Raw genomic sequence first — 22755 nt, forward strand, 5'->3', positions numbered from 1 at the left:
GTCAACCCTACTTCCTGGATGGTGGCTTGGGTTTCGGAGCCGCCGCCGGCGGAGCAGGTGGCGGCGTAGGGTCGGCCGGTGCGTCGTCTGCCGGCGGCGGGATCTGGTCGGCCGGAACCATGTTGGTCGGAACGAGATACGAATCCCCGCCGTCGATCGGCGGCATGTTTTCCAGCCGGCGGATGTCGTTGACGCTGAGCCAGCCCCACTGGCGGCCTTGCGCGTAGCCGGCCCACCGTGTCTTCCAGTCGCCGCGCAGCAGTCCGTCGACGTTGTGCTCGACGAAGTAGCGGTCCTGATCAGGACCGATCAGCAGGTCCCGCTCCGCCGACTGCTCGATGGCTTCCAGGTAGGGCGCGAGCGTGTAGACGACGTATTCGGTGGACTGCTGCTCGATGTTCGAGAACGTCGCTCGATCGAGGATGCCGACCATGTGCGGCGGCATGTTCCACAACCGACAGAGCTTCACGGAGACCTCTTTCAGGGTCTCTAGAAACTGCGCCTCGTCATTATTGACCGTCTGGCGGGTATATTTCACGCCCTGCAGCAACAGGCGATCGGAGTGACGGTTGAGTCCGGATCCGCCCGAGCGCCAAGCTTCAAGGAAGTTCTGTTGATCTTCCTTCGATTTGAAGGTGCCGGGATGCTCAAGGATGCCGCCGCCCCCGCCGCCGTTGCGGAAGTACAGCGATCCGAACTTCTCGACGGCGAGGGCCCGGCCGAACGTCTCGCGGCTGGTTTCCCACATGTACTGGCCCCGCAGACCATCCGTCGTCAGCGGAGCCATGCGGATGTGCCAGATCTGGTCGTCCCGCAGCGTCAGGTACTCGGCGGAGCCCGGGACTGTGAACTTGTAGAAGACGCGGCCGTCGCGCTCCTTGATGTCCACCATACGGCTGGGGTGGATCGGCTCCAGCGAGCCAACCGCGCCGTCGAGATCCGACACGATTCGCGAGTAGGCGTTGCGCCAGAAGGCCAGGTGGATCACCAGCTCGGCGCGGAACTCCTGCGAGGTCTGCCGCGGGTTCGGTTGCTTGTGGAGCAGGCGGAACAACGGATGTTCCCGCGCCGGGCGGCGGCCATCCGGATCATCGTCCTCCTCGACGCCGTCGTCGGCGTCGTCATCGGCCGCCGGGGCCGCGATCGCGATGCGCTCGAACACCATGAGCGGCAACGTTGAGACGGTCCCGGACAGCCGCCCCAGTACGGACTGGACGACGTCGAGCTGGAACGCCTGGTCGGGGCCCACCCACTCGCCGGCATTGGTGACGCCGGACGAGTTGCCTCCCCAGAAGCGGGGGTCCATCGGGTCGCTCGGGATCGCACCGGCGGCCTCAGCCGCCCAGCGGAAACCACGTTGGATGAAGTTCACGTCAGACGACCAGGATCGATTCGGCTGTGAGCTGCATTTGCGCGGCCTCCGGGTGACGGCTCATCAGCTCGAAGGCGTTGAAGAACGCCATCAGCGGGTCGATCTTGGCCAGGCCCGCCACCTGCTTGGTGATCAGGATGGCGTTGCCGCGGGGCTCGACCCGGGCGTTGCCGACGCACCAGGTCATCAGCGCCTGCGCCGACGGGACGATGGTCCGATCCTTCAGTTTCCGTTCCGCGCCCTTGATCGCGGCCATCAGCTTGTAGCCCTGCGGCACGGCGGCGAGCTGCTCGGGCGCGAGGCCGAGGTCGAGGAGGCCATCCACCAGGGCCGAGACGCCCTGGGCGTCCAGCCCGATCGCGCCCTTCTCCGGCAACAGCCCGGCGGCCTGCACCAGGCCGATGATCTCGACGATCTCTTCGATGTCCTGGGTGGTGAACTCGCAGATCTTGAGCTCGTCCGCCTTCTCCAGGTCGCGGAGCATCGAGGCGATGTCCTTCCGCAGGTCGAGGACTTCCGGCTGCACCCACGCGCGCGACCACGACAGCCAGCGCTTGGTCTCCCGGCAGCGCCCCATCAGCGTGAAGCCGTAGAGGTCGTCGAGCCCGCCGCCGTCGACGCCGGCCACGATCACTTCGCAGCGGGCGAGCAGTTCGTCGAGGGTCAAGGTCTCGTCAGTCGCGGCCTGCCAGTAGCGGGCGCCCGGCCAGTGGTCGTTCCGAAGCGCCAGGCCCACTTCGACGTTGAAGTGCTGCGAGGCCAGCAGCGCCAGCGCCTCTTTGCCTTCCCGCTCGGCGGCGATCAGGGCGTTGCTGAGGAAGCTCCCGTCGACCGAGCGGCCCAGGTTCGGATTGACCAGCGGCCAGGTCTCCTGGTCCTTCCAGCCGTCGTCCTCGCTGAGACGCTGCGGCAGCTCGAAGAGCACGGGCAGCCGAGGCAACTTGATCAGGCCGTCACGGATGTCGCGCGCGATCGCCAGCTCGGCCTTGAAGACCCCGACCGGGGGTTCCTTGCTCTGGGTGGTGATCTGGATCAGGAAGCCGTCCGGCCGGGCGGCCAGCGATCCCCGGATCTCGACATAGACCTCCGCGGCCTTCGGCTTCTTCGCCAGCACGTGGATTTCGTCGATCAGAATGCCGGTCGCCTTCTGGCCGGTGATCACGTCGGTGTCGGCGGCGATGATCTTGAGGAGCGCGCCGTTGCGGCGATCGGTGATCGTCCGGGCGTGCTCCTGGATGTGGAAGGTCTTCACCAGTTCGGGGTCGGCCCGGATCGTCCCCCTCGCCTGCTTGAACGCGGTGTCGGCGATCTTCATCGTCGGCGCGATCAGCAGGTATTCCGCCTCGGGCCGCCGGTTGACGATCAGCGCCGTCAGCATCAGCGCGGCGCTGTAGCTGGTTTTCCCGTTCTTCTTGGGGACTAGGAGGAAGACCTCCTGGATCATCCTCCGCTCGGTCTCGACGTCGAACGAGCCGAACACCACGGCGACCAGTTCGCGGAACCACTCGGCGCCGGCGTCGGCCATGGCCGGGCGACCGACGACGTCCGGAACCCGCAGGCGGTTGAAGATCCTGAGCGCCCGATCCCGTTCGTCGGGAAACAGCGGCAAGTCCGGGACCAGCGAGCGGCCGGAAAGCAGCCGGTCCTCCCAGTCAGGGCAGGCTGTCGACCACAAGTCAGTTCACGGTCGGCGGGGCGGCGAGCTGCAGGTCGGAACCCCACGCGGTGTCGAGGCCGGCCGACTGTGCGGCGACAGCCGCCTGCTCTTTCTTGCCCAGTTTCGGATCTGACGCCGTGGGCGCCGCCGCAGCGACCGGCGCGATGAAGTCGCCCTTCTCCATTTCCTGCAGCACCAGCTTGGCCGCCGCGGCGCTGCCTTCAAGCGCCCGCTTCCACAGCGCCTCGGTCAGCACCTGGCGGGCCAGCACGCTCCCCTGCTGTAGCTCCCGAAAATAATACTGCCGCAGCGTCGGTTCGCTGATCCCCAAGCGGCTGGCGATATCCGAAACCGTCGATCCTGTCGACCTGAGAACTGCAACCTTCTCAGCGACTTGCGGATTTCGCTTATGACGCTTGCGCCCACGCGGATCGCGCGGCGGCGTCCAGGGATCACCGAGCAGATCAACCGCCGGGCCCTTGGCCGGGGAATCCTCAGTCATCAGAAAAAAATCCGTGAATGACGGGGCCGCCGGTCCCCTAGCTCGCGATTTTCGTAGGGATTCGACCCCCCCACCCCGTCGCGAGGTGTCAAGTGCGATCGGTTCTCACCTGTCGCATTTCGGGGGTCAGCCGATGACGTCGATCTCGGCGGGGCGGTAGACGCGCCACCATTCGTCGATGAGGCGCCGCGCGCCCTCGCCGCGGATGTCGCCGTTCGCAGCGTCGTGGGCAATGCGCTCGCGACAGAGGGCGGCGGGCGTCGGCATCACCACGATGCGGGCGCCCAGCGTCTCGGCCCACCATGTCCGATGCTCGGCCTTGGGTTCGGTGAGGATCAGCCAGGCCGCTGGGCAGATCGCCTTGGCCTTGACCCGCATCAGGTCGCCGAGCGCTTCGTTGCGCACGCGCAGGATGTCCGCGATCTGATCGACGCTCAGCGCCGCCTGCGTCCGCATCGGCCCGGTCCGCCCGATCAGCTGGGTGGCGATCTCGTCGAAGCAGATGATCCGGTCGTCCGGGCCGGCATGGTGTCGGACATAGGTGGACTTGCCGGCGCCCGGCGGTCCGCACACCACGGTCAGCGGAACGTGCACGCGACGGAACCAATCCGGCCGCGCCATCCTGCCCGGACTGGCGTGGCGTGAGCCTGACGGGAGACCGCCTATCCGGTCCGCACGCTCCTGCGACTGCTTGAAGCGGTTGTGGCACGGGGCGCACAGCGTCTGGATGTTGTCCTCTTCCCAGAACAACACCGCATCGCCGCGGTGCGGCTCCTTATGGTCGGCCACCAGCTGCGAGGTGTCGCCGATCAGGCGCCCGCACTCTGCGCGCTGGCAGGTGTAGAGATCCCTGAGAAAGACCCGAAGCCTGAGCCGCTTCCAGCGCGCCAGCTTGTACCAGCTGCGCCAGAACTCGACCGTGACGCTGTGGCCCTCGGCGTCGGCCGTGCGCGCGATGCGCGGCGGCAGCGCGCCCAAGGTCGGCTGCAGGTTGGTGAGATAGCCCAACGGCTAAGCCTCGGATGCCTGGGAGGATACGATGATGTCTGAGGTTCCGCGCCGACGGCCCCTGGCGACCCCCTCGGGCCTCACTGGGAGGCGGGGGCGGCGTTGCGGTCGCGATTCGGGCGGTGGAGGATTAGTCCGCTGGTTCGGCGCCGTTCGTCAAGCCCCGCTTGTCGCGACACATCGGAATGCGACCACCTGGTCCAGCGCCGCCTTCAGCAGGATTTCCAGGTCCCGCGCCCGGTGCTTGTCGCCGCCGGCCAGGCCGCGCAGCGTGTGGCCCGCGCCGCACACCCCGTCCATCACCGTCAGCATGTCCACTTGCCCCCGCAGCACCTGGTAGCGGATCACCAGCAGCGCGCGCCGCGCTGTGGTCAGGCTGACCAGGGGCGACGGGGTTGCCGGCCCATAGCCTCCGCCGCCCACCCCGACGTCCAGCGCCGACTTCAGCGACACTTCGCCGGCGTCGCGGAAGGCGTCGCGGTAGTGGAACGCCGCCTTCAGCTGATCGGGGGTCAGCCGCTTCTTCTCCCCCAGCCACACCAGGCCGTCGCGGTCCGCCGGCGGAGCGGGGTCGGCGCTGACCCGCACCCCCTGCCCGGCCTCGCCCACCCTGGGATGGCGCGGGGCCGGCGCGATGGTCTTGAGCAACTGCCTGCGGGCCCGGTTCGACAACGCGGCGTTGGCCATCACGACACCCCTTCGACTGATCTGTTCACGGCGCCCGCCTGCGCCGGCGCCGCCAGGAGCGGCGCCTCACTCGGTCCCGCCCAATGCCGCAGCTTCTCGGCCAGCCACTTGCGCGCCATCGTCGTCCTGGGCGTGATCGTCCGCCCGGCCGGATCCCAGCCGCAGGGGTCGAGGTAGCTGGCCACCGAGGCCCCGCTGGACATGGCCACCAGAGCGGCTCGAATGTGGGGATCGGCGAACGGCGTTCGCGTCGAGCCGGCGGCGCTGCCGGCAGCCGAACCCTGCCCGCTCTTCGCCAGGGCTTCGTCCGTCCAGCCCTCCCAGCGGCCCCAGCGCAGCCACTTTTCGAGCCCGACCGGGGCGAAATCCCGCTTCAGGGTCGTCGGATGGACCGCCATCCTGGCCGCATAAAGCGCAAGTTTCTCAACCGGTTGACCGCCTTGGGCCAGTTCGATGTAGGCCTGCAGCGCCTGGTCCAGGTTCGAGTTGGCGACCATCAGCGCCGGGACCGCGGCCTTGAGGGCTTCGAACCCTGCGCGCCACTCGGGCTCGCCCGCGCTCGCGCCCTGAGAGTTAGGTTGGAGATTCTGTTGGTTCTCTTTGGGTGACATGGGTGTCACCCCAAGCGCGTCTCCGGTGTCACCCCGCGGGGTGACTGTGGTGTCACCCCAAGCCCCATGGGGTGACACTGGCGTCACCCCAAGCTCCGCGCGGTCCATGGCCAGGCGCTCGCGGGTGTTGGCCGGACCGCGCTCCAGCGGCAGCCGATAGATCGGATAGATCCTGCCCTTGAAGACCTTGGTCTCGCCGGTCTCTTCGATCAGCCCGGCGGCCTTCAGGTCGGCCAGCCCGCGCTGGACGGTCCGCGCGATCTTAAGCTCGGTCTCTATCACCAGGACGTCGATTGCAGCCCAGGCCATGCCTTCGGCGTCGGCGTATGGCGCCAGACAGATCAGCACGGCCTTGGCGCGCGCCGAAGGGCACTTCTGCGCCTTAGCCCAGGTGGTGGCGTCGGTGCTCACAGGGCGAAGCTCCCCTGCAGATCGTCGATCGGCGCGCCGCGGGACTTCTCAGAAGCCCGGTAGTCCTCGAACGGCGAGGTGCGCCAGATGTGCCGGTTCGCCCAGCGCTGCACCTGGCGGAGCTTAAGGGGCGTCCAGTCGTGGCGGACCCAGGGCTCCTTGCGCAGGGCGTTCAGCTTCATGATCGGCTGCACGTAGGGCTCGCCGCCATGCTCGATCACATGGCGGAGGCGCTCCATGCAGACGTCGAACGGCTCATGGCCGATCATCGTATAGACCTGGATCCGGCGGGCGCCGACGCCGCGCTGGCGCAGCATCCCCAGCACCCGCTCGACATCCGCCCGCTCCAGCGCCTCGTCCGACCCGAAGCGCCATGGGCCGCGATTGATCGGCCGCCAGCGCTCGAACACCTCTTCGTCGAAGGTCTTCGGCTCAAACCCGCTGTTGGCGTCCAGCAACGGCACGCCGGCGCCCACATATCGGTCGACGATGAACTGCTGATACTCGGCCGGCAGGGCGGACAGGTTGTTGTCCGTCAGCACAGGCCGCGGGACGAACTCCGGCAGCAACGTGAACTCGCGCCCCTCCATCGCCGGGACGATGCAGAAGAAGCACCCGACCGGGCAGCCCTCGCTGGCCTTCGTGGCCATGGGATTGTGGCGCACCAAGGCGTCCGGAATCGAGCCGCCGATCTCGGCGACGTCGGCGAGGTAGTGCTTGCGGGTGAACACGCCGGGGCCGCCGACCCGCACCTTGCGGCCGGCCGCGCGATGCCACAGCGCCCGCGCATAGGCCTCGTCCAGCTTCCAGGTGAAGGCGACCGACAGGAACGCCGTATCGCCATCAACCCACTCGGCCAGGCCGTCGGACCAAGCCCCAAGATCGTACGCCCCCGAAACCCCCATCAGACCCAGCCCAGCTCCTTCGCCTTCCACACCGCCATCGTCCACACCCCGTCGTCCCGGCCCTCGCCCCGCTGGCCCATGGAGAACGCCAGCCACTTGGCGGACTTCACGTCGCCGTCGTCGGACAGCAGCCAGGCCTTCCCCGTCTGGTGGTGCAGGTGCAGGGCGATATCGATCAGGTTTACCCGCTCGACCCGGTCGTCTTGGCGCTCGCCGAACAGGTCCGGCGGGCGTGGCGCGTGGCGCTTGCTCATGGGGCCAGCGCCAACACTTGGCGCTTGCCCTTGAAGTCGGCCGGCGAGACCACGCCCTGCGCCTCCATCAGGTCCATCAGCACGAGGGCCGTCTTGTGGGGCAGTTGGAGCTTGCGCTGGACGAAGGAGGTCGAGGCGTTGCGGTTCTCCAGCACGAGCGCCACAGCCTCCCGATACAGCGTGTGCGCCACGTCGATCACGTCCTGCGCCGTCACGATCGCGTCGCTCGACGGCGCCGCCGCCCGCTCGAACAGCGGCAACTCGCCCAATGCTGCGAGATAGAGGTCGAGGATGGCGTCCTCCTCCTGGCGCTTAGCCTTGTCGGTCTTTCGCAGGCGCACCACGCGGCGCAGGATCTTCACGTCGAACCCGTTGCCCTTGGCCTCGGCGAACACTTCCTTGATCTGTTCGGCGACCTCGGCCTTTTCCACTTCCAGGCGCTCGACGCGCTCAATAATGGACTTCAGCTGGCCTTGGGCTGTGCTGTTCAGCACGTCGATATTCGAGCCTCCGTCAGCCATAAGGGCTTCCTCCATAACGGCGCCCGCCCCGGTCCCCCGGCGGGCCTGGGGGATCGATCAGGTGTCGGCCGGCTCGGCCGCCGAGCGGTCCGCCAGCCAGGCGGCGTCGGCCGGGGTCCGCGCGCCCAGCAGGCGCACCACGCGCCCGGCGCTGTGAAACCATTGCAGGGCGACCAGCACGGGCCGGGCGCACTGCGGGCAGTCGGCGGCCAGCGCCGCATCGTCCGCCACGCCGTCCACGTCCCGGTGCGCGAAGGCCAGGCCCCGCGGCTCCTGGTGGGCCAGCTGCAGCGCCTCGAGCGTCAGGGTGGCCGCGCCCATGTCCTGGCCGCACCAGGGGCACAGCAAGGGGTTGTGGCCGTGCACGACCCGGTCGGGCGGGATGCGGGTGGCGGGGAGGCGCTCAGGCATCGGGCCCCTCGCCGGGAACGTCGAACCAGCCTTCGTCCCGCTCGGGCAAGCCGGCGTCGGCGAGCTCGGCCCGCGGCATGCCGACGACGGCGAGGAACAGCGAGGGGAACAGCACGGGGATCAGGATCAGCCAGATCATCCGCTCACCTCGTCGAACAGCGGCGCGCCCGCCTTGGCCCCGAACAGCCGGGCGTCGTCGGGCCGGGTCAGGCGGTGGCGCGTTCCGGGAGGGATGGGCTTGACGATGGGCGTGGTGGAGTCCCGGCTCGTCGACGGCTTCATCCAGACGAACCACGCATAGGCCGTGGCCGTGGAGCCCTTCGGCTCCCATCGACCCAGCGCCATCGGCACCCGCTCGAAGAACGGCGCGAACACCGAGAGCGGCGTCTCGCCGAAGAACAGCGGATAGCGCTCAGCGCTTTCGAACCAGGTGGTGCGGGCCAGCACTGCCACGCCGCGGCGCGCCCGTCGCAGGCCCGCCTGCACGAACTCGGCGGCCAGGCCGAACGGCGGATTGGTGACGATCCAGTCGGCCTCGGTGAAGACGTCGGCATCGCGGCCCAGGAAGTCGAGCGGCGGCCCATGCTGGCCGTCCCAGCCATGGTCGTGGATGTCGGAGGCGTGCACGCGGGCGAAGTCGTCGGCCAGCCCATGGGCCATGTGGCCCTCGCCGCAGGCCGGCTCCCAGGCCTGCCAGGGTCCGGCGTCGAGACGCGCGATCAGCTCGCCGCCGGCCCGGGCCGCCCATGGGGGCGTCGGGAAGTACTCCAGCTTGCGGTGCAGCGCCTGGCGCGAGTCGTCGGCCTCCACCAGCTCCGGCGCCCGGGCGGCCATGACGGCGGAGGATCCGGCGGGCTTCATACTCGCCTCCGCCGCAGGTAGAACCGGCCCTTGATCCGCTCCGGGGCCGGGGCGGCGCCCGTCTGCCAGGCCGCGGACCAGGCCGGGGACGCGCGGCGCACCAGCCAGCCGCAGTCGGAATCGACCTCGATCACGCCCTCGACCAGCTGGCCGGTGTCGAGGTCGACGACTTCGATGCTCTGCCAGTCGGCCGGCGGGCCGCCGACCCTGACGTAGGTGATCTTGTTCATGGCCGCGCACCCCCGTGCAGGGGCGGGCAAGCCGTCAACTTCAGTTGACAACGCGCCATGTCGTCAACTACAGTTGACACATGATCGAGATGCGCCAGACCGAGGATTTCGCCGAATGGCTCGCAGGCCTGCGGGACCGGAAGGCGCATCAGCGGATCGTCGCCCGGATGATCGTGATGCAGAACGGCTCGCTCGGCGACGCGAAGCCGGTCGGCGAAGGCGTGAGCGAAGCGCGCATCCACTATGGGCCGGGCTACCGGCTGTATTTCGTCCGCCGCGGCAGCGAAGTCATCGTCCTGCTCTGCGGCGGAGACAAATCCACTCAGGACCGCGACATCTCGCGGGCGCTGAAACTGGCGAAGGAGATTTGAGATGGCCCTGAAGACCCTGCCGCTTGACCTAGCGCACCTGATCGAAACCCCCGACGATGTCGCCGGCGTGCTGGAGGCGGTGTTCGCCGAAGGCAACCCTTCCGACATCGCCCACGCCCTCGGAACCGTCGCCCGCTCCCGTGGCATGTCCACCCTGGCCGAACAGACCGGCCTGTCGCGCCAGGCCCTGCACAAGGCGCTCAGCGCCGAGGGCAACCCGACGCTGGACACCTTCCTGAAGGTGATCGCCGCCCTGCACCTGAAGCTGACGGTGGCGCCGGCCGAGGCGGCGTAGGAGATCTTGGCGCTCATGCGCCCGCCCCTACGCGGGCGCGGTCGAGCCGTTCGAGCTCGGCGATGATCAGGGCGCCGGCGCGCACCAGGTCGCGGCGGCGGTCCTTCGGCTTCCACCAGCGCATGGCCCAGGGCCACAGCAGCTTGATCGGCCGTCCGTCTTCCGAGCCGCGCCTGTCCCACAGCGCCTGCACGACCCGCTCGCGGCGCGTGGGGTGATCCAAGCTGCCCGCATAGGCGTAGCAGGCCGCCGCGCGGGCCATGCCGCCGCCGCCGTGGTGCTCGTCGTCGAGGTCCGGCGTCCAGCCTTCCACACGCACCTGGCGGTGACGCTCGGCGAAGATGTCCAGCCAGGCCCGCGACAGCGGCAGCTCGACGATCGCCGCCGGGTCGACGAACCGCGTGCGCCCATGTGCGGAAGCCGTGCCGGGCGCGTAGTTGACCTGCACCCGGGCGTTGCCGTCTTCATCGAGGCCGTCCAGGAGGATGGCGCGGATCAGGATGGGGCGCTCAAGCATGGGAGGCCGCCTTGCGCTTGGCGATCTCTCGGGCGATGTACCAGGCCGCCTTCTCAAGATCCTCGATCGGCGCGCCCTTCTCATCGGCGCGCCACAGGTACTTGATGGCGTTGCCGACGTTGAAGCTCATGTGCTCGACGATCGTGATGCACTCCACCCCAGAGGGATGGGCGTTGTAGTGGCGCGGGTGATTCACGCGCTCAGGCGCATCGCGCCAGAAGGCTTCGTCTTCGGGCGTCATGCGGCCCTCCGATCGGGCAGCGTCATCCACGTCAGGTTTTCCCGCAGCGTCGCCTCGGCCATCGGCGGGCTGACGCTGTTGCCGGCCTTGGCGGTCTGCGAGGTCTTGGTGATCGGGCGGCCGTCGGCCGTGCGGTCGATGATGTAGCCGGGCGGGAAGCCCTGTGCGTTGAACAGCTCGCGCGGGACCAGCATGCGCATGCCGATGTCGACGATCTGCCAGACGGCCCCGGCGATCCTCACCAGGCCCAGGCGCAGCCGGCCCATGGCCGTGGCGATCGGGTCGGCCCATTCGTCCTCGCTGGGCGGCCCGAAGTGGGCCCAGAGGAACTCCAGCACCTTGCGGCGGCGCGGGCCGGCCTCGGATTCGATCTCCGCGAGGCGGACTTCGATCAGGCGTTGAGTTGTTCCCCAGCCGACGTGCTCGCCGCCGCCGGCCACGATGGTGCTGAGCGGGCGCTCCATGGGATGGCCGACCATGCCGGTGTTCGCCTGCTCCATGAACACGCCGGCCAGACCGAAGCGCATCCGGTCGGTGATGGTGGGCAGCGGCTGTTCAGCGTCCGCCCCGGCGGCGCCGGTCCCGTAATATTTTTCCAGGCAGGCGGCGACGACGGTCTTGTCGTTCGACCCGGTGACCGTCCCCACGGACTCCTCGGGGGAGGAAGCGCGCAGCCCGGCCCGCGGACGGTCGTCGCCATAGGCGATGCTGGAGAGGTGCGCTGCGACGATCGCATCCTTGCTGTGCGCCAGCAGCGTCTTGGCGGGGTCGGCAAGATCGCCGCCGACCGAGCCCTTGGCCATGCGCGACAGGTGCGCGGCGACCACGCCGGACTTCCCGCCGGCGGCCCGCCCGCCCATGACGGTGGGCGCGGGTTCGTCGAGGTCACGACCGCTGACGGTCGAGCCGAACTGCCGGCTCAGGTAGGCGACGCTCAGGTCGCCGCCGTTCCCCGTCGGGACCACGGTCGGATAGGGCGCGCCGATGTCGAGCGAGCGCGGCGCCTGCCCTTCCCGCTCGCCGTAGCGCGGCACCAGCATGGCGGACGCGATGGCGCGGTCACCCTTGGCCATCACGGTATGCAACGGGTCGTCCAGCCCGCGCGGCGGACTCTGGCCGGCCCGGCCGCCCACGCCGACGCTGGCGCCGGCGACAGCCAGGGTCGGTTCGATCAGCGAGAACTCCCCGCCGTTGGCCCCGGTGACCGTGCGCAGCGGGTCCGCCAGGTCGTGCACCCGGCCCGGCCCGCTGTGGGTTAGCGGCACGATGAACGGCTTGGGGCTCTCGATCACGAAGCGGCGGACGCCCTTGGCGATCCGGGCGAGAGTCTTGTCGGCCAGAGGCTTCTTGCGGTCCCAGATCGAGGGGATCGGCAGAGACCAATCGATGATCTCGGCGGCAGACCGCCACGGCTTCAGCGCGCTGCCGAACAGTTCGCCCTTGGCCAGTTTGGCGCGGCTGGCATGGGTCGGCGCCGGCCAGCGGATCGGCTCGCCGTCGCAGCGGGCGATCAGGAACAGCCGCTTGCGGGTGGTCGGCGCGCCATAGTCGGCGGCGACCAGCTCGCGCCAGTCGACGACGTAGCCCAGGTCCTCCAGCGCCTTGACCCAGCGCCGGAAGTCCAGCCCCTTGCGCTCCGGGCAGGGTTGGCCGTTCTCCAGCACGGGGCCCCAGTCCTGGAACTCCTCGACGTTCTCGAGATGGATCAGCCGCGGCCGCACGGCGCGCGCCCAGTCCACGACCACGTCGGCCAGGCTGCGGATGCCCTTCTCGACCGGCATGCCGCCGCGGGCCTTGGAGAAATGCGTGCAGTCGGGCGACGCCCACATCAAGCCGACGGGCTGGAGCACGCCGTCCACGGTGCAGGCCACGACCGGATCAACCTCGCGCACGTCGCAGTGGAAGTGCCGCGTCGCCGGGTGGTTGGCCTCGTGCATACCGATCGCGTCGAGGTCGTGGTTCACGGCCACGTCCGGATGGCGCCCGGTGGCGTTCAGGATCGCCGTCGACGCCCCGCCGCCGCCGGCGAACAGGTCGATGATCAGTTCGTCAGTCGGGTGAGCGCCCCTCATGCCGCCCTCACCGAACCTGGGTGCGTGCGAGCGGATCGAGGCCCGCGCCGGCGCGATGATCGTTGACCGCTTTGAGGACCGCCCCGAACTGCACGACCTCGCCGTTCAGCTGGAACCGCTCGCCGGCCAGCCGCGCGCACTTCACCCCCTTGCCGGTCAGGTACTCGGCGACATCCAGCGGGGCGCCGTTGCCGACCTTGGGCGGGCCTGTGGGAGCGGGTGGGGGGGGGGCTGGCGCGGTCCCACGGTTGGCGGGCGGGGCGACGCGCGTCCAGTCCTCGACCGGCAGGCGCAGGACCACGCTGTCAAATTCGGCCGGCTGGCCCGCGGCGATGAGGACATCGTGGTTGCGGACCTGCTTTTCCACCACGGCGCAGGGCGCGTTGGCGCAGGCGCGGCGCGGCAGGCCGTCCGGAACAGGCAGGAAGATCCGCGCGCCGCCATGCACGAAGCCGCGCACGTCGAAATCCCCGTCGGGCCGGAATTCCAGCCGCACGCAGTCGGCATATTCGCCTTCGCCCGCCAGCACGTCGGCGCGGGTCGGATCGCCGAACTCGTCCTTCAGTGACGCCGACAGGATCAGGGAGATCTTCGGAACGCCGTCCTTGAGGACGACGATCGTGGCGCTGGCCATCGGCCGGCCCGTGGTCTTCGCAATTGGCGCAAGCTTCGTCCAGCTCATGACAGTTCTCCCCCTTGATGCTTCAGCCGCTCAAGCTCCGCCCGCCCCGCCGCGGTCAGCGCCCACGACCGGTCGGCCCGCTCGGCCAGCCCGTCGAGGCGCAGGCGATAGAGCGCCCGTTCCATGGCGGTGCGGGTGCACGGGGGATCGCAGGCCTCGCCGGCCGTGCGGGGGGGTGCGCGCGCCGGCCGCCAGGGCGGCCAGCACCTGGGTGCGCGGGGTCTGGCGCTTCACGCGCGGCGGCGCCTTGGCGGCGGCGCGGGCGGCGGTGCGCAGGGTTCGCAGGCCCTGCGGACTCGCCTGCCAGACGCCGTAGCCCAGCAGCGTCACCAGCCCGGCGGCGAGCAGGCAAGTCATGTGCTGCGAGATCATCGTCTCCGAGACGCCGGAGGCCGCCGCCACCTCCGGCCGCCGGCGGGCCCCGTCCGCCAGGGCCTGCAGCACCCGCAGGCGCCCGGGGCCCAGGTTCACCCGGCCCTGGGGCGGCCCGGCGGCCGGCGGGCGCGGCGGGGCGCCCGCGGCGATCGGCGGCGCAGCCCCGGTGGCGGCGGCCGGGGCCGGTTCGAACGCCGCGCGCACGTCGGCCCCCGGCCGGCCCAGCATCCGGGCCAGGCCGTCCCAGCTCACCCCGCGCCGCCGCTGCAGGGCGACGAACGCCCGCAGCGCGGGATCGGCGGCGTTCAGCCGGTCGGGCCGCGCGGTCGGGCCGAAGCCGGCCGCGCCGTCGAACTTCGAAATCGCCGCCGCCGTCATTCCCGCTCCCCCTGCTGCACCCGCGCGGCCCGCGCCGCCGCCATCGCCGGCTCGTCCAGGATGTCGTCCAGCGCCGCGGCCAGCCGCTCCAGCGCCGGCGCCATCTGCGCGCGGCGGGCCGGGTCGGTGGTCTCCACGAAGGTCTTGGCCAGCGCCGCGAACGCCCGGGCCATGCCCTGGGCGGGCGCGTCGGCGACCGGGAACACGGTCTGCGCGGTGCGCACCGCCCCGTGCACCAGGTCGAACTCCTCGCGCTTGTCGAGGCCCGCGCCGTCCAGCGCCGCCGCCGCCCGGGCCCGCGCCGCCGCCAGCCAGCCACGCCAGTCCAGCCGCAGCTCGCGCGGCCGGACGAGCGGCGGCGGGCTGGGGCGCAGGCGGTTCATGCGCCCCGGCCGCCGCGAACCGACGGCGCGTCGGGTTTTGTGAATCTTATCCGAGACTCCGGCCGGAACCCCAAGCTAGAGTTGAAGTCACGGGCCGTAAGTGCCCGGATAACTTGCAGGGAGGGGACGCACACGTGTCTGCGGGGGGCCGCAGACGAGATCCGATGGGGCTGTCTGATGCTGCACATCCAGAGGCGGGGCGCGTGCGTCCGGCTCACTCGATCGGCTCCGCGATTAAGTCGCGCGCCGTCAGCGGCAGGCCCTCGACCTCCGCCACACGAAGTATCCGCGCTTGGAATTCAGCCGGGACCAATCCACCGGTCCCGCCCTTCGATTTGGCGCGATCCCACTTGCGAATCGCATCGGTGCCGCGATTGCAAATGCGCGCCAAACGAACTGCGCCCAGCACCCTCCGGACCCTCCTCGAAGGGGAAAGTGGAGCTTCACCATTGCTGATTGGGATTATTTGTCCCATTAGCGACTATCCGTCGTTGATAATATGTCGCTTGGGCTGGGGTGATTTGGGTCTATCCGTCAATAGCTATGTGACTGCGGACGGGGCGATCTTGCGTCACATGCAAGATCTCCTCGACTGGCAATCCGTGGCTCAGCGGCTCGAAGGCACCGACCGCGGCACACGCACTCGCCTCGCCGAACGCCTCAAAATGGACCGCAGTCAGCTCGCTCGCACGCTGAAGAAGGGCGGCCCGCTGCGCGTCGATCAGCTGCAAGTCGTCGAGGCGTTCCTGACCGATGCGCAGAACGACAATCCCAACGCCGGCGACTGGGCGGACCGCATGCGCGTGCCTCTCTACGGTTTCGCGGCGGGCTCAGACGGCGAGCGGTTCGCCCTCAACGACGGCCAAATCCTCGACATGGTCGATCTTCCGCGCGGCATGTCGCTGAAGGGCGAGTTCTTCGTGGTGCAGGCGATCGGCAGCAGCATGGAACCAAGGATTTGGCCGGGCGAGCGCAAGCTGGTGCAGCGGGGCGTCCCGCCTGGGCGTGACCAGGACGCCATCCTGGAATTCCACGATGGCACGGCCGTCCTGAAGACCTACAAGCGGGAGCGGGATGGCCAGGTCTTCGTCGCGCAGTACAATCCAGAAAAGGAGGTGCGCTATGACGCCTCCTCAGTGCGCGCGATCCACGCGATCCTGACGCTGTAGACGGCGGACCTAACCCTCATCGTCTAGGTCATCCTCGACGAGATCCAGCTTGACGCCGAAGTGGCTCTCGCCCTTGGCGTCTCGCCAGCCGCCCACGATCAGGGCGTCACAGACGACCGCGGTGACCCCGCGAGCCGCCGCCATCTGGCTGAACGCCGCGGCCAGCGGTCGCGCGAGATAGCCGACGCGGCGATCTTGGACCCACACACAGACCGCATTGGGATCATAGGGATTATCCGGCTCACGCCTTAGCATCGCTTCGCACTCGAACTCGTGGCTTTCCTTCGATCGCCCGCCGCAAATCGCCTCCAGGTCGGTCTGATAATTCGACTCGCCGACGATGTCGGTTTCGTAGTCGCCATCGCCTGGGAAACGAACCGTCAGCCCGCCACCTACTGCGGCGACCGGACGCCGCTGATTTTGCACGACGACGAAAATCAAGATCGCTGCAGCGACCGCCACCAAAATCCAGACCATGCCCACCTCCAGACGCACTGTGCGCCCTCAGATTGCGATCTCAAGCGATCGATTCTTGGCGATTGGTCACGCTGAGTCGCTGCTCCACGTGAAACAATTTACGGATTATATGTCCCGATATGCTTGACAATAGCGACGATTAGTCCGCTACATTCGCTCCGTGCCCCGCACCGGACCCCGATCAATCCCGATCGGAGCTCAGGTTGGATGCGCCCTAAGACCCTTCTCAACCGGGTCTGGGTGCGGGGCGGGGGGATGCCCATGTCCGAGCCCATGCGAACGCCGTTCGCCAGCCTCCACCCCTTCCCGGCCGAGCGGGTGCTGTACGCCCGCGCCGCCAGCGACCAGGTGGCGGTCACCCATCGGGGGGCGACCACGGTCTATCAGGACCGCGCCGAATTCCAGGCCGCCGTCGGCCAGGTGTTCCAGGCCGAACTGGACGTGCTGCAGGTCGGGCGCGACATCGCCGACGCCCGCGCGGACGCCGCCGAACAGGCGCTGCAGCGGCTGACCCTCGCCCTCGAACAGCGGGCCGGGATCGCCCGGGCGGTCGGCGAGCGGCGCAAGGATATCGGCGCGGCGCTGGCCATCGGCGCCCTGGGCGTGGCGGTCGTCATCCTGCTGGTCAACCATGTGATCGGGGGCTGAGATGCCGTCCGACCCGCAAGCCATCTCCCGGGCCTATCTGCGCCCGATCCGCAGCCGCCCCCTGGCCCGCGGCCAGATCGATCTGGCCGGGGTCGGCTTCCGGCCCGATGTCCGCGGCGACGAACGCTGGCCGCCCCGCCAGGCGTTCGCCTTCATGGTCGCGGCGGCCAGCACGCTCTGGGGCCTCGCCTACCTGTTCGCGCTGGGGCTGATCGCCCTGGCGACCTGGGGGCTGATGCTGGCACCGATCGTCGGAGGGCCGGTCTGATGCGGCTGCTGACCCTCATCGTCGGGGCGATCCCGGAGAAGTTCGACCTGCTGCCCGATCTCGCCGCCCGGGTGGCCGAGCTGGCCCAGGGCCGGCCGGTGAGCCTGGCGCCGGTCACGGCCTACCAGCCGGGCCGCGACCGGGGCTTTGCGGCGGTCAAGTGCGAGGCCGAGGACGACTGGTTCGCCACGGCCGCCGGGCCCGGGGTGACGCTCGTCGCCCTGCAAGGCGCGCTGGCCGCGGCCGGCGCGGCGCGGAGGGCGGCATGATGGACCCGCACGCCATCCTCGACTGCCTTCGCCGCCTGCTGAAAGCCGCCGACCAGCTGAAGGCCGGCGACCTGTTCGCCGCCGCCTCCCAGATGGAGATGGTGGCGGCCGACGTGCGGGCGAGCGCCAACGCCCCGGCCGGGGCGGCCTAGATGGGCGTCCTCTACGATTTTCCCCCGCCCCCCGGCCGGGCCGGCAGGCCCTCGCTCGCGGCGGGCCTGTCCTTGGAGGCCCAGGCCGCCACGCGGCTGCTGGAGGCGGTCCGGCGTAACCAGCCCGCGGTGGCGGGCGAGAGCCTGGCGGAACGCGAGCTGCAGGTGTTCGCCACGGCGGTGCAGCGGCTGGCGGCGGTGCGGCCGCTCGCCGCCGGCGTGCTGGCCCATGAGTGCGCCTGCACCGACGAGGCGCTGGTGCTGGCGGATCTGGCCGGCCAGGCGGTCCGCGACCTGGCGCCGCGCCGCAAGGCCGCCGCCATCCCCGTGGTCATCCACGCCTTCTGCGATGCGGTCGAGGCCGGACCGGAAGACCGAACCCCGAGCAGGCCTGGAGATCGCGCGTGAACGACATCATCGCCCCGCCGCGCCCTAACCACGTGATGGTCGATCTGGAGACGTTTGGCGTACAGCCCGGCTCCGTCATCGTCAGCATCGGCGCGGTCGCCTTCGATCCCGTCAGCAGCGTCGCCGGGGAGACCTTCTATGCGGTGATCGACCCGGCCGACGCGCAGCGCTGCGGCCTGACGCTCGACGCGAAAACGGTCCTCTGGTGGCTGGGGCGGAGCGAGGCCGCCCGCCAGGCGCTCACGGTCCCCGGCATGCCCATGGTCGCGGCCCTGCACGCGTTCAGCGCCTTCTGGCGCCGGGTCGGCGGGACCCGCTTCTGGGGGCATGGCGGCAACTTCGACGAGCCGCTGCTGAGCGCCGCCTACCGGGTCTGCGGGATCGAGCCGCCCTGGCAGTTCTACGATAGCCGCTGCACCCGGACCATCTTCGACCTGGCCGGCGTCAAGCCCGAGCGCGACGGCGGCACGCACCACAACGCCCTCGACGACGCCAAGGCCCAGGCTGATGCGGTCGCCCGCGCCTACGCCATCCTGCGCGAGCGCCAGACCCCGACCCTGGTGAAACCCCCTGAGGCCGCCGCATGACCGTGCTGACGGCCCTGGCGGTGCAGAACGCCGAGGTGCTGCGGGCGCTGTCGGCCGGCGGCTTCGGCAACGTCGGCGGGCTGGCGCGGCTGATCGGCCGCGACGCCGACAACCTGCGCAAGTCCCTCAAGGCCCTGGAGCGTGAGGGCCTGATCGACATCGATGGGGCGCCGGGCCATGCCATCCCCGTGCTGATCGACCTTGGTCATCGCACCCTCGCCGCCCTCGACCGCGCCGAGGCCCCGGCCGCGCCGGCCGGGTTCCGCACCTTCGTGCACGCCGAACTGGCGCCCGACCGGCTCAACCCGCGCAAGACCTTCGACCTGGACGACGAGGCCGCCTTGGCCTCCGCCATCCTCGATGCGGGGCGCATCCAGCAGAACCTGACGGTCCGCCCGCCGGCCGAGCCGGGCGCCCCGTTCCGCATCGTCTCGGGCGAGCGCCGCTGGCGGGCCGTGGGCCGGCTGATCGAGCAGGGCGATGTAGGCGCCGACTATCCCCTGCCCTGCGCGGTGCGCGATCTGGACGACGCCCAGGCGCTGACCGAGGCGGTGATGGAGAACCTGGCGCGGCGCGACCTGCCGCCGCTGGAGGAAGCCCAGGCCTTCAGGCGGCTGATGGAGCTGCACGAAATGGGCACCGCCGACATCGCCCGGCGGGTCGGGCGCACGCAGCGCCACGTGCAGGTGCGCCTGCAGGTGCTGGCCGAGCTGCCGCCTGAAGACCTCGCCGACCTGGAGGGCGGGCTGATCACCTGGGAACAGGCGCGCGAGCGGGTGCGCACCCCGAAGGCGGCGGCGCCGGAGCCGCAGGCCGAGGTGGTCGAGCCTATCGAACAGCTGACGGAGCGCGCCCCCGCGCCGGCGGCGCTCAAACCCGACCTTCGCCCAACGGAATATTTGCGGCTCGTTGAGGTTCGCGCGAAGTATTCGGCCACAGGCTCCGGGTTTTTCGCGGGGTCCGTCGATGCCACTCAACAGATCTATCTCGACCGCGACTGGGGAAACCTGATCAAGGCCGGTCTGGCCATGACGTCAATGGGCGACGGCCATATCGGGGCGAGCGTCACGCCGAGGGGCTGCCGTCTGTTGGCCGAAGCGCACCTCGCGCCGGAGATCCACGCCGACGCCCACTTCGCCGCCCTGGCCGCCATGGGCTGGCCGTCGGAGCGAATCCGCGAGACCGAACAATCCGGCCGCTACGCCACGGACTGGCTCAACACCCCGACCCCTGCGGCCGCCGGTGGCGACGACATTCCTGCCGCAGTCCCTTCCCCGGCTCCCGCGCCACGGCCTGCATCCCCGTCGGCGCCCGAGCGCCCCTCCGCCGGTTTAACGCCGCCGGCGGAGGGGATGCCCGAGGGGGAGGATGACGAGGACGCGAGGCAAGCCGCCGAAGCTGCGGAGATTCTAGCGAAAGTCCGCGCGGGCATAGCGACCGGGCTGTTCGGCAACAACGGCCAGCTGCACTTCCGAGACCTGGCCGACGCCGCCGGCATCGCCGGGCCGTTCCGCGCCAACACGGTCGAGGCCGGCTGCGTCAGCGGGGCCGAGGGCCATGACGCTGCGGTCTGCGATCACGACCGCGAGCTTCCCGACGCCCTGGCCACGGCCCGCGCCGAGCTGATCGCATTCGCCCTCAACGCCGCCTGCGGCCACTCTCACAAGACCTGGAGCTGACCCCCATGAGCGAGACCGAACACCAGACCGCCGCCCTGCAATTCCCGGCGTTCGTCGCCTTCCACGGCGACCTCGCCATCAAGGAGACCTACCTCAAGCGGGTGCGCGAGCACGCCGCCGCCGACCAGCTGGTCCAGGGCTACGGCTACTGGAAGGACGGCAAGGGTTGCGCCGTCGGGTGCACCCTGCACAGCGGCAGCCATGCCGCCTATGAGACCGAGCTGGGCCTTCCGCGCGCCCTCGCGCACCTGGAGGACCGGATCTTCGAGGGGCTGCCCGTCGAGGAGGCCCGAAGCTGGCCGGAACGGTTCCTGGCGGCGGCCCGGCCCGGCGCGGACCTGTCGGCGGTGCCCTGGCGGATGGTCCAGTGGCTGCTGACCAGCGAGGTCCCGGCCACCACCAACCCGGACGTCGAGGCCCTTCGCGGGCGCCTGCTGGCGCTGTTCGAACCCCTGGCGCGCGGCGCCCCGTTCGACCGGGCCGCCTTCCGCGCCCTGCTCCCCGAAGCGCGGGCGATCCGCGACGGCGCCTGGGCGGTCCGCCGCAAAGCGCTCGACGCGCTCGACGCGGCGGCGGTGGCGGCGGCGGCGGAGGCGGCGGTGGAGGCGGCGACGGCGGAGGCGGCGGCGGCGGCGGTGGCGGTGGCGGTGGCGGAGGCGGTGGTGGCGGAGGCGGTGGTGGCGGAGGCGGTGGCGGCGGAGGCGGCGGCGGCGGAGGCGGCGGCGGCGGAGGCGGCGGCGGCGGAGGCGGCGGCGGTGGTGGCGGCGGCGGCGGCGGCGGCGGCGGCGGAGGCGGCGGCGGTGGTGGTGGTGGCGGCGGCGGTGGTGGCGGCCTACTGGGGCGCCCGCAGACAGTCCTATGTGCGTCAGTCCGAGAAGCTGCTCGAGCTGATGAGCGCCGCCGGCTGAGCCTGGCGGCCCGGTGGGGCTCGTAGCCTTCGGCCTCGCGCCCACCGGGCCGCCCCCTGCGCCAAGACCCCGAACCACAGGAACACCACGTGAGCGACCTCTTCGGCGACACCCGGACCATGAAGGCGATCTCCCTTTGGCAGCCATGGGCGACCCTCGTCGCGCTCGGGCTCAAGGCCCACGAGACACGCCATTGGTCCACCGAGCACCGCGGCCCGATCGCGATCCACGCCGCCAAGACCATCGACTATGCCGGCGCGCCGGCGCGGCTCTGCCACCGCGCCATCGGCCAGGCCTGGTGGGAGCAATGCCCGCTGGGCATGGTGGTGGCGATCGCGCGACTGCGGACCTGCCGCCGCACCGACGCCGTCGTCGAACACATCACGCGCGCCGACGAAGCGTCAGGCGACTATACCGCCGGCCGCTTCGCCTGGGCGCTCGCCGACGTCCGGCCGCTTGGCGAGCCGATCCCGGCCATCGGGCGACAGGGACTGTTCAACTGGACGCCGCCGGAAGATCTCGACGCACGGGTCGGCCGGCGGCTGGATCATCTCGAGATCTGCGCGCGCGTCGGGTGGGCGTGATGGACGAGACCCCCGGGCGGACGCCGAGAGGCCGGGCCCATATGCGTGACCCTGCGGACGCGCCCAAGCGCTGGGAGGCGGTGGTCACCATCACAGCAGCGGGAAGCCAGGCGCGAACGGCGTTCGCAGGGAAGACCGAGCCGTTACCCCATCCCCAACCCAGAAGCCCCCAGCCATGACAACGGACAACCCCCCTCTGTCGCCAGTTGCATGGCGCGTCAAAGACTTCGCGGATGGGTGGATACTCTGCCACTCCGAAGCGCAGGCACGGCGAGAAGCCGAGGGCGCGGGGAACCTTGTGCAGCCGCTCTATATCCACACAGATCAGGACCGCATCGCCGAGCTACTAAAGCCGAAGATCGACGAAATGATCGACCGCTCCGAGGAGGAGTGGGACGCCCTCGAAGACGCGACGATGCAGGTCTATGGCTTCAAGGAAGGCCGCACGCTCTCCGCCGACGACATCGCCGCCCTCAGCTTGGTTGATAGCTGCCATCGGAACGACGATGAAGCCGCAACCGACGCCCATCATCGTGGTTGGTTAGAAGGGCTGCGCGAACGCGGTGGCGACGAGCTCGTCAAGCTGAACGAGGTCGCTGACGAGGCCTCCATTGCTCGCGCCACCGAGTATGCGCTGCGCAGGCTTGCAGAGGTTCGCGCCGAAGCCGCCGCCTCCGAACTCCAAGCGGCCAAAGACCGCATCGCCGAGCTGGAGGACGAGCGCAATAGCGCGCTGCGGGAGATGACCCGCTGCACAATCTGCGGATGCTCGGCTATCAAGTCCCCGCCGGGTGTGAAAACAGCGGGGACACCCGTTCGCAAAGCCTCAGCGCCTCGGAGAGAGGGGTGATGGAAACTCACA

General features: G+C 70.1%; 34 protein-coding genes and 1 pseudogene. 13 read left to right on the forward strand and 22 right to left on the reverse strand.

The genetic code is table 11. From position 1 onward, the window contains the following. Positions 1-7: 7 nt before the first annotated feature. From VGL30_RS00310 to VGL30_RS00375, 14 genes and pseudogenes are all read right to left on the reverse strand, one after another. Positions 8-1372, reverse strand: coding sequence for a phage portal protein (locus VGL30_RS00310; protein ID WP_331535584.1), 1365 nt, complete (start codon positions 1370-1372; stop codon positions 8-10). A 1-nt stretch (position 1373) separates the two neighbouring features. Continuing rightward, on the reverse strand, positions 1374-3047 hold the full coding sequence (locus VGL30_RS00315; RefSeq protein ID WP_331535586.1) for a terminase large subunit: 1674 nt from the start codon (positions 3045-3047) through the stop codon (positions 1374-1376). Position 3048: 1 nt separating this feature from the next. Beyond that, on the reverse strand, positions 3049-3531 hold the full coding sequence (locus VGL30_RS00320) for a hypothetical protein (protein WP_331535588.1): 483 nt from the start codon (positions 3529-3531) through the stop codon (positions 3049-3051). A gap of 126 nt (positions 3532-3657) precedes the next feature. Then, positions 3658-4509, reverse strand: coding sequence for an AAA family ATPase (locus VGL30_RS00325; RefSeq protein WP_331535590.1), 852 nt, complete (start codon positions 4507-4509; stop codon positions 3658-3660). 186 nt (positions 4510-4695) lie between these two features. Beyond that, positions 4696-5226, reverse strand: a complete 531-nt coding sequence (locus VGL30_RS00330; RefSeq protein WP_331535593.1) for a hypothetical protein — start codon at positions 5224-5226, stop codon at positions 4696-4698. Continuing rightward, complete coding sequence (locus VGL30_RS00335) at positions 5226-6248, reverse strand: helix-turn-helix domain-containing protein (protein ID WP_331535595.1); 1023 nt, start codon at positions 6246-6248, stop codon at positions 5226-5228. Before VGL30_RS00335 ends, VGL30_RS00330 begins: the two co-directional genes overlap by 1 nt. After that, on the reverse strand, positions 6245-7153 hold the full coding sequence (locus VGL30_RS00340; RefSeq protein WP_331535597.1) for a hypothetical protein: 909 nt from the start codon (positions 7151-7153) through the stop codon (positions 6245-6247). The genes VGL30_RS00335 and VGL30_RS00340 overlap by 4 nt, the downstream gene beginning before the upstream one ends. Beyond that, the gene (locus tag VGL30_RS00345) at positions 7153-7407 is read right to left on the reverse strand and encodes a hypothetical protein (RefSeq protein WP_331535599.1); all 255 of its coding nucleotides are present in this window, start codon (positions 7405-7407) and stop codon (positions 7153-7155) included. Before VGL30_RS00345 ends, VGL30_RS00340 begins: the two co-directional genes overlap by 1 nt. Continuing rightward, positions 7404-7622, reverse strand: a complete 219-nt coding sequence (locus tag VGL30_RS00350) for a DNA translocase FtsK (protein ID WP_331535700.1) — start codon at positions 7620-7622, stop codon at positions 7404-7406. The genes VGL30_RS00345 and VGL30_RS00350 overlap by 4 nt, the downstream gene beginning before the upstream one ends. A gap of 42 nt (positions 7623-7664) precedes the next feature. Then, positions 7665-7928 (reverse strand): annotated as a pseudogene (locus VGL30_RS00355) (DUF2312 domain-containing protein); the annotation flags it as partial. Between the two features lie 57 nt (positions 7929-7985). Further along, the gene (locus VGL30_RS00360; protein ID WP_331535601.1) at positions 7986-8339 is read right to left on the reverse strand and encodes a hypothetical protein; all 354 of its coding nucleotides are present in this window, start codon (positions 8337-8339) and stop codon (positions 7986-7988) included. After that, entirely contained in the window at positions 8332-8478 is a 147-nt protein-coding gene (locus VGL30_RS00365; protein WP_331535603.1) for a hypothetical protein, read from the reverse strand. The genes VGL30_RS00360 and VGL30_RS00365 overlap by 8 nt, the downstream gene beginning before the upstream one ends. Beyond that, the gene (locus tag VGL30_RS00370; protein ID WP_331535605.1) at positions 8475-9200 is read right to left on the reverse strand and encodes a hypothetical protein; all 726 of its coding nucleotides are present in this window, start codon (positions 9198-9200) and stop codon (positions 8475-8477) included. The genes VGL30_RS00365 and VGL30_RS00370 overlap by 4 nt, the downstream gene beginning before the upstream one ends. After that, the gene (locus VGL30_RS00375) at positions 9197-9430 is read right to left on the reverse strand and encodes a hypothetical protein (protein ID WP_331535607.1); all 234 of its coding nucleotides are present in this window, start codon (positions 9428-9430) and stop codon (positions 9197-9199) included. The genes VGL30_RS00370 and VGL30_RS00375 overlap by 4 nt, the downstream gene beginning before the upstream one ends. An 80-nt stretch (positions 9431-9510) precedes the next feature. Here VGL30_RS00375 and VGL30_RS00380 point away from each other — a divergent pair, with 80 nt between their 5' ends. Both VGL30_RS00380 and VGL30_RS00385 read left to right on the forward strand, forming a co-directional pair. Next, entirely contained in the window at positions 9511-9801 is a 291-nt protein-coding gene (locus VGL30_RS00380) for a type II toxin-antitoxin system RelE/ParE family toxin (protein ID WP_331535609.1), read from the forward strand. A gap of 1 nt (position 9802) precedes the next feature. Further along, entirely contained in the window at positions 9803-10096 is a 294-nt protein-coding gene (locus VGL30_RS00385; protein ID WP_331535611.1) for an addiction module antidote protein, read from the forward strand. Positions 10097-10109: 13 nt separating this feature from the next. On the opposite strand, the gene VGL30_RS00390 is transcribed toward VGL30_RS00385, so the two are convergent. The 7 genes from VGL30_RS00390 to VGL30_RS00420 all read right to left on the reverse strand — a co-directional run bounded on the left by VGL30_RS00390 (position 10110) and on the right by VGL30_RS00420 (position 15153). Then, a complete protein-coding gene (locus VGL30_RS00390) occupies positions 10110-10613 on the reverse strand; it encodes a hypothetical protein (protein ID WP_331535613.1) in 504 nt (167 codons plus the stop codon). Beyond that, positions 10606-10854: a DUF3310 domain-containing protein gene (locus tag VGL30_RS00395; protein WP_331535615.1), complete on the reverse strand. Its 249-nt coding sequence runs from the start codon at positions 10852-10854 to the stop codon at positions 10606-10608. The genes VGL30_RS00390 and VGL30_RS00395 overlap by 8 nt, the downstream gene beginning before the upstream one ends. Next, the gene (locus tag VGL30_RS00400; RefSeq protein WP_331535617.1) at positions 10851-12926 is read right to left on the reverse strand and encodes a DNA cytosine methyltransferase; all 2076 of its coding nucleotides are present in this window, start codon (positions 12924-12926) and stop codon (positions 10851-10853) included. Before VGL30_RS00400 ends, VGL30_RS00395 begins: the two co-directional genes overlap by 4 nt. Positions 12927-12933: 7 nt before the next feature. Continuing rightward, positions 12934-13608 carry a hypothetical protein gene (locus VGL30_RS00405; RefSeq protein ID WP_331535619.1) on the reverse strand — a complete coding sequence of 225 codons (675 nt, stop codon included), beginning with the start codon at positions 13606-13608 and terminating at the stop codon, positions 12934-12936. 30 nt (positions 13609-13638) lie between these two features. Then, on the reverse strand, positions 13639-14361 hold the full coding sequence (locus VGL30_RS00410) for an ArsR/SmtB family transcription factor (protein ID WP_331535621.1): 723 nt from the start codon (positions 14359-14361) through the stop codon (positions 13639-13641). Next, complete coding sequence (locus VGL30_RS00415; protein WP_331535623.1) at positions 14358-14744, reverse strand: hypothetical protein; 387 nt, start codon at positions 14742-14744, stop codon at positions 14358-14360. Before VGL30_RS00415 ends, VGL30_RS00410 begins: the two co-directional genes overlap by 4 nt. A 214-nt stretch (positions 14745-14958) precedes the next feature. Beyond that, on the reverse strand, positions 14959-15153 hold the full coding sequence (locus tag VGL30_RS00420; protein ID WP_331535625.1) for a hypothetical protein: 195 nt from the start codon (positions 15151-15153) through the stop codon (positions 14959-14961). Positions 15154-15319: 166 nt separating this feature from the next. Between VGL30_RS00420 and VGL30_RS00425 the strand changes: the two genes are divergently transcribed. Then, a complete protein-coding gene (locus VGL30_RS00425; protein ID WP_331535627.1) occupies positions 15320-15913 on the forward strand; it encodes a S24 family peptidase in 594 nt (197 codons plus the stop codon). 9 nt (positions 15914-15922) lie between these two features. Here VGL30_RS00425 and VGL30_RS00430 read toward each other — a convergent pair whose 3' ends face one another. Then, positions 15923-16390 carry an HIRAN domain-containing protein gene (locus VGL30_RS00430; protein ID WP_331535629.1) on the reverse strand — a complete coding sequence of 156 codons (468 nt, stop codon included), beginning with the start codon at positions 16388-16390 and terminating at the stop codon, positions 15923-15925. A 261-nt stretch (positions 16391-16651) separates the two neighbouring features. Here VGL30_RS00430 and VGL30_RS00435 point away from each other — a divergent pair, with 261 nt between their 5' ends. The 10 genes from VGL30_RS00435 to VGL30_RS00480 all read left to right on the forward strand — a co-directional run bounded on the left by VGL30_RS00435 (position 16652) and on the right by VGL30_RS00480 (position 22743). Beyond that, complete coding sequence (locus VGL30_RS00435; protein ID WP_331535631.1) at positions 16652-17038, forward strand: hypothetical protein; 387 nt, start codon at positions 16652-16654, stop codon at positions 17036-17038. A 1-nt stretch (position 17039) separates the two neighbouring features. Continuing rightward, on the forward strand, positions 17040-17306 hold the full coding sequence (locus VGL30_RS00440; RefSeq protein WP_331535633.1) for a hypothetical protein: 267 nt from the start codon (positions 17040-17042) through the stop codon (positions 17304-17306). Further along, the gene (locus VGL30_RS00445; protein WP_331535635.1) at positions 17306-17575 is read left to right on the forward strand and encodes a hypothetical protein; all 270 of its coding nucleotides are present in this window, start codon (positions 17306-17308) and stop codon (positions 17573-17575) included. The genes VGL30_RS00440 and VGL30_RS00445 overlap by 1 nt, the downstream gene beginning before the upstream one ends. Next, complete coding sequence (locus VGL30_RS00450) at positions 17572-17727, forward strand: hypothetical protein (RefSeq protein WP_331535637.1); 156 nt, start codon at positions 17572-17574, stop codon at positions 17725-17727. The genes VGL30_RS00445 and VGL30_RS00450 overlap by 4 nt, the downstream gene beginning before the upstream one ends. Further along, positions 17728-18135, forward strand: coding sequence for a hypothetical protein (locus VGL30_RS00455; protein WP_331535639.1), 408 nt, complete (start codon positions 17728-17730; stop codon positions 18133-18135). Then, entirely contained in the window at positions 18132-18722 is a 591-nt protein-coding gene (locus VGL30_RS00460; protein ID WP_331535641.1) for a 3'-5' exonuclease, read from the forward strand. The genes VGL30_RS00455 and VGL30_RS00460 overlap by 4 nt, the downstream gene beginning before the upstream one ends. Further along, on the forward strand, positions 18719-20401 hold the full coding sequence (locus VGL30_RS00465) for a ParB/RepB/Spo0J family partition protein (RefSeq protein WP_331535643.1): 1683 nt from the start codon (positions 18719-18721) through the stop codon (positions 20399-20401). Before VGL30_RS00460 ends, VGL30_RS00465 begins: the two co-directional genes overlap by 4 nt. 5 nt (positions 20402-20406) lie before the next feature. Continuing rightward, positions 20407-21309, forward strand: coding sequence for a hypothetical protein (locus tag VGL30_RS00470; protein ID WP_331535645.1), 903 nt, complete (start codon positions 20407-20409; stop codon positions 21307-21309). 89 nt (positions 21310-21398) lie between these two features. Next, positions 21399-21893: an ASCH domain-containing protein gene (locus VGL30_RS00475; RefSeq protein WP_331535647.1), complete on the forward strand. Its 495-nt coding sequence runs from the start codon at positions 21399-21401 to the stop codon at positions 21891-21893. 175 nt (positions 21894-22068) lie between these two features. Then, on the forward strand, positions 22069-22743 hold the full coding sequence (locus VGL30_RS00480) for a hypothetical protein (RefSeq protein ID WP_331535649.1): 675 nt from the start codon (positions 22069-22071) through the stop codon (positions 22741-22743). The last annotated feature ends 12 nt before the right edge of the window (positions 22744-22755 follow it).

Origin of the sequence: Phenylobacterium sp., from assembly GCF_036502675.1 — a bacterium.
Classification (GTDB): domain Bacteria; phylum Pseudomonadota; class Alphaproteobacteria; order Caulobacterales; family Caulobacteraceae; genus Phenylobacterium.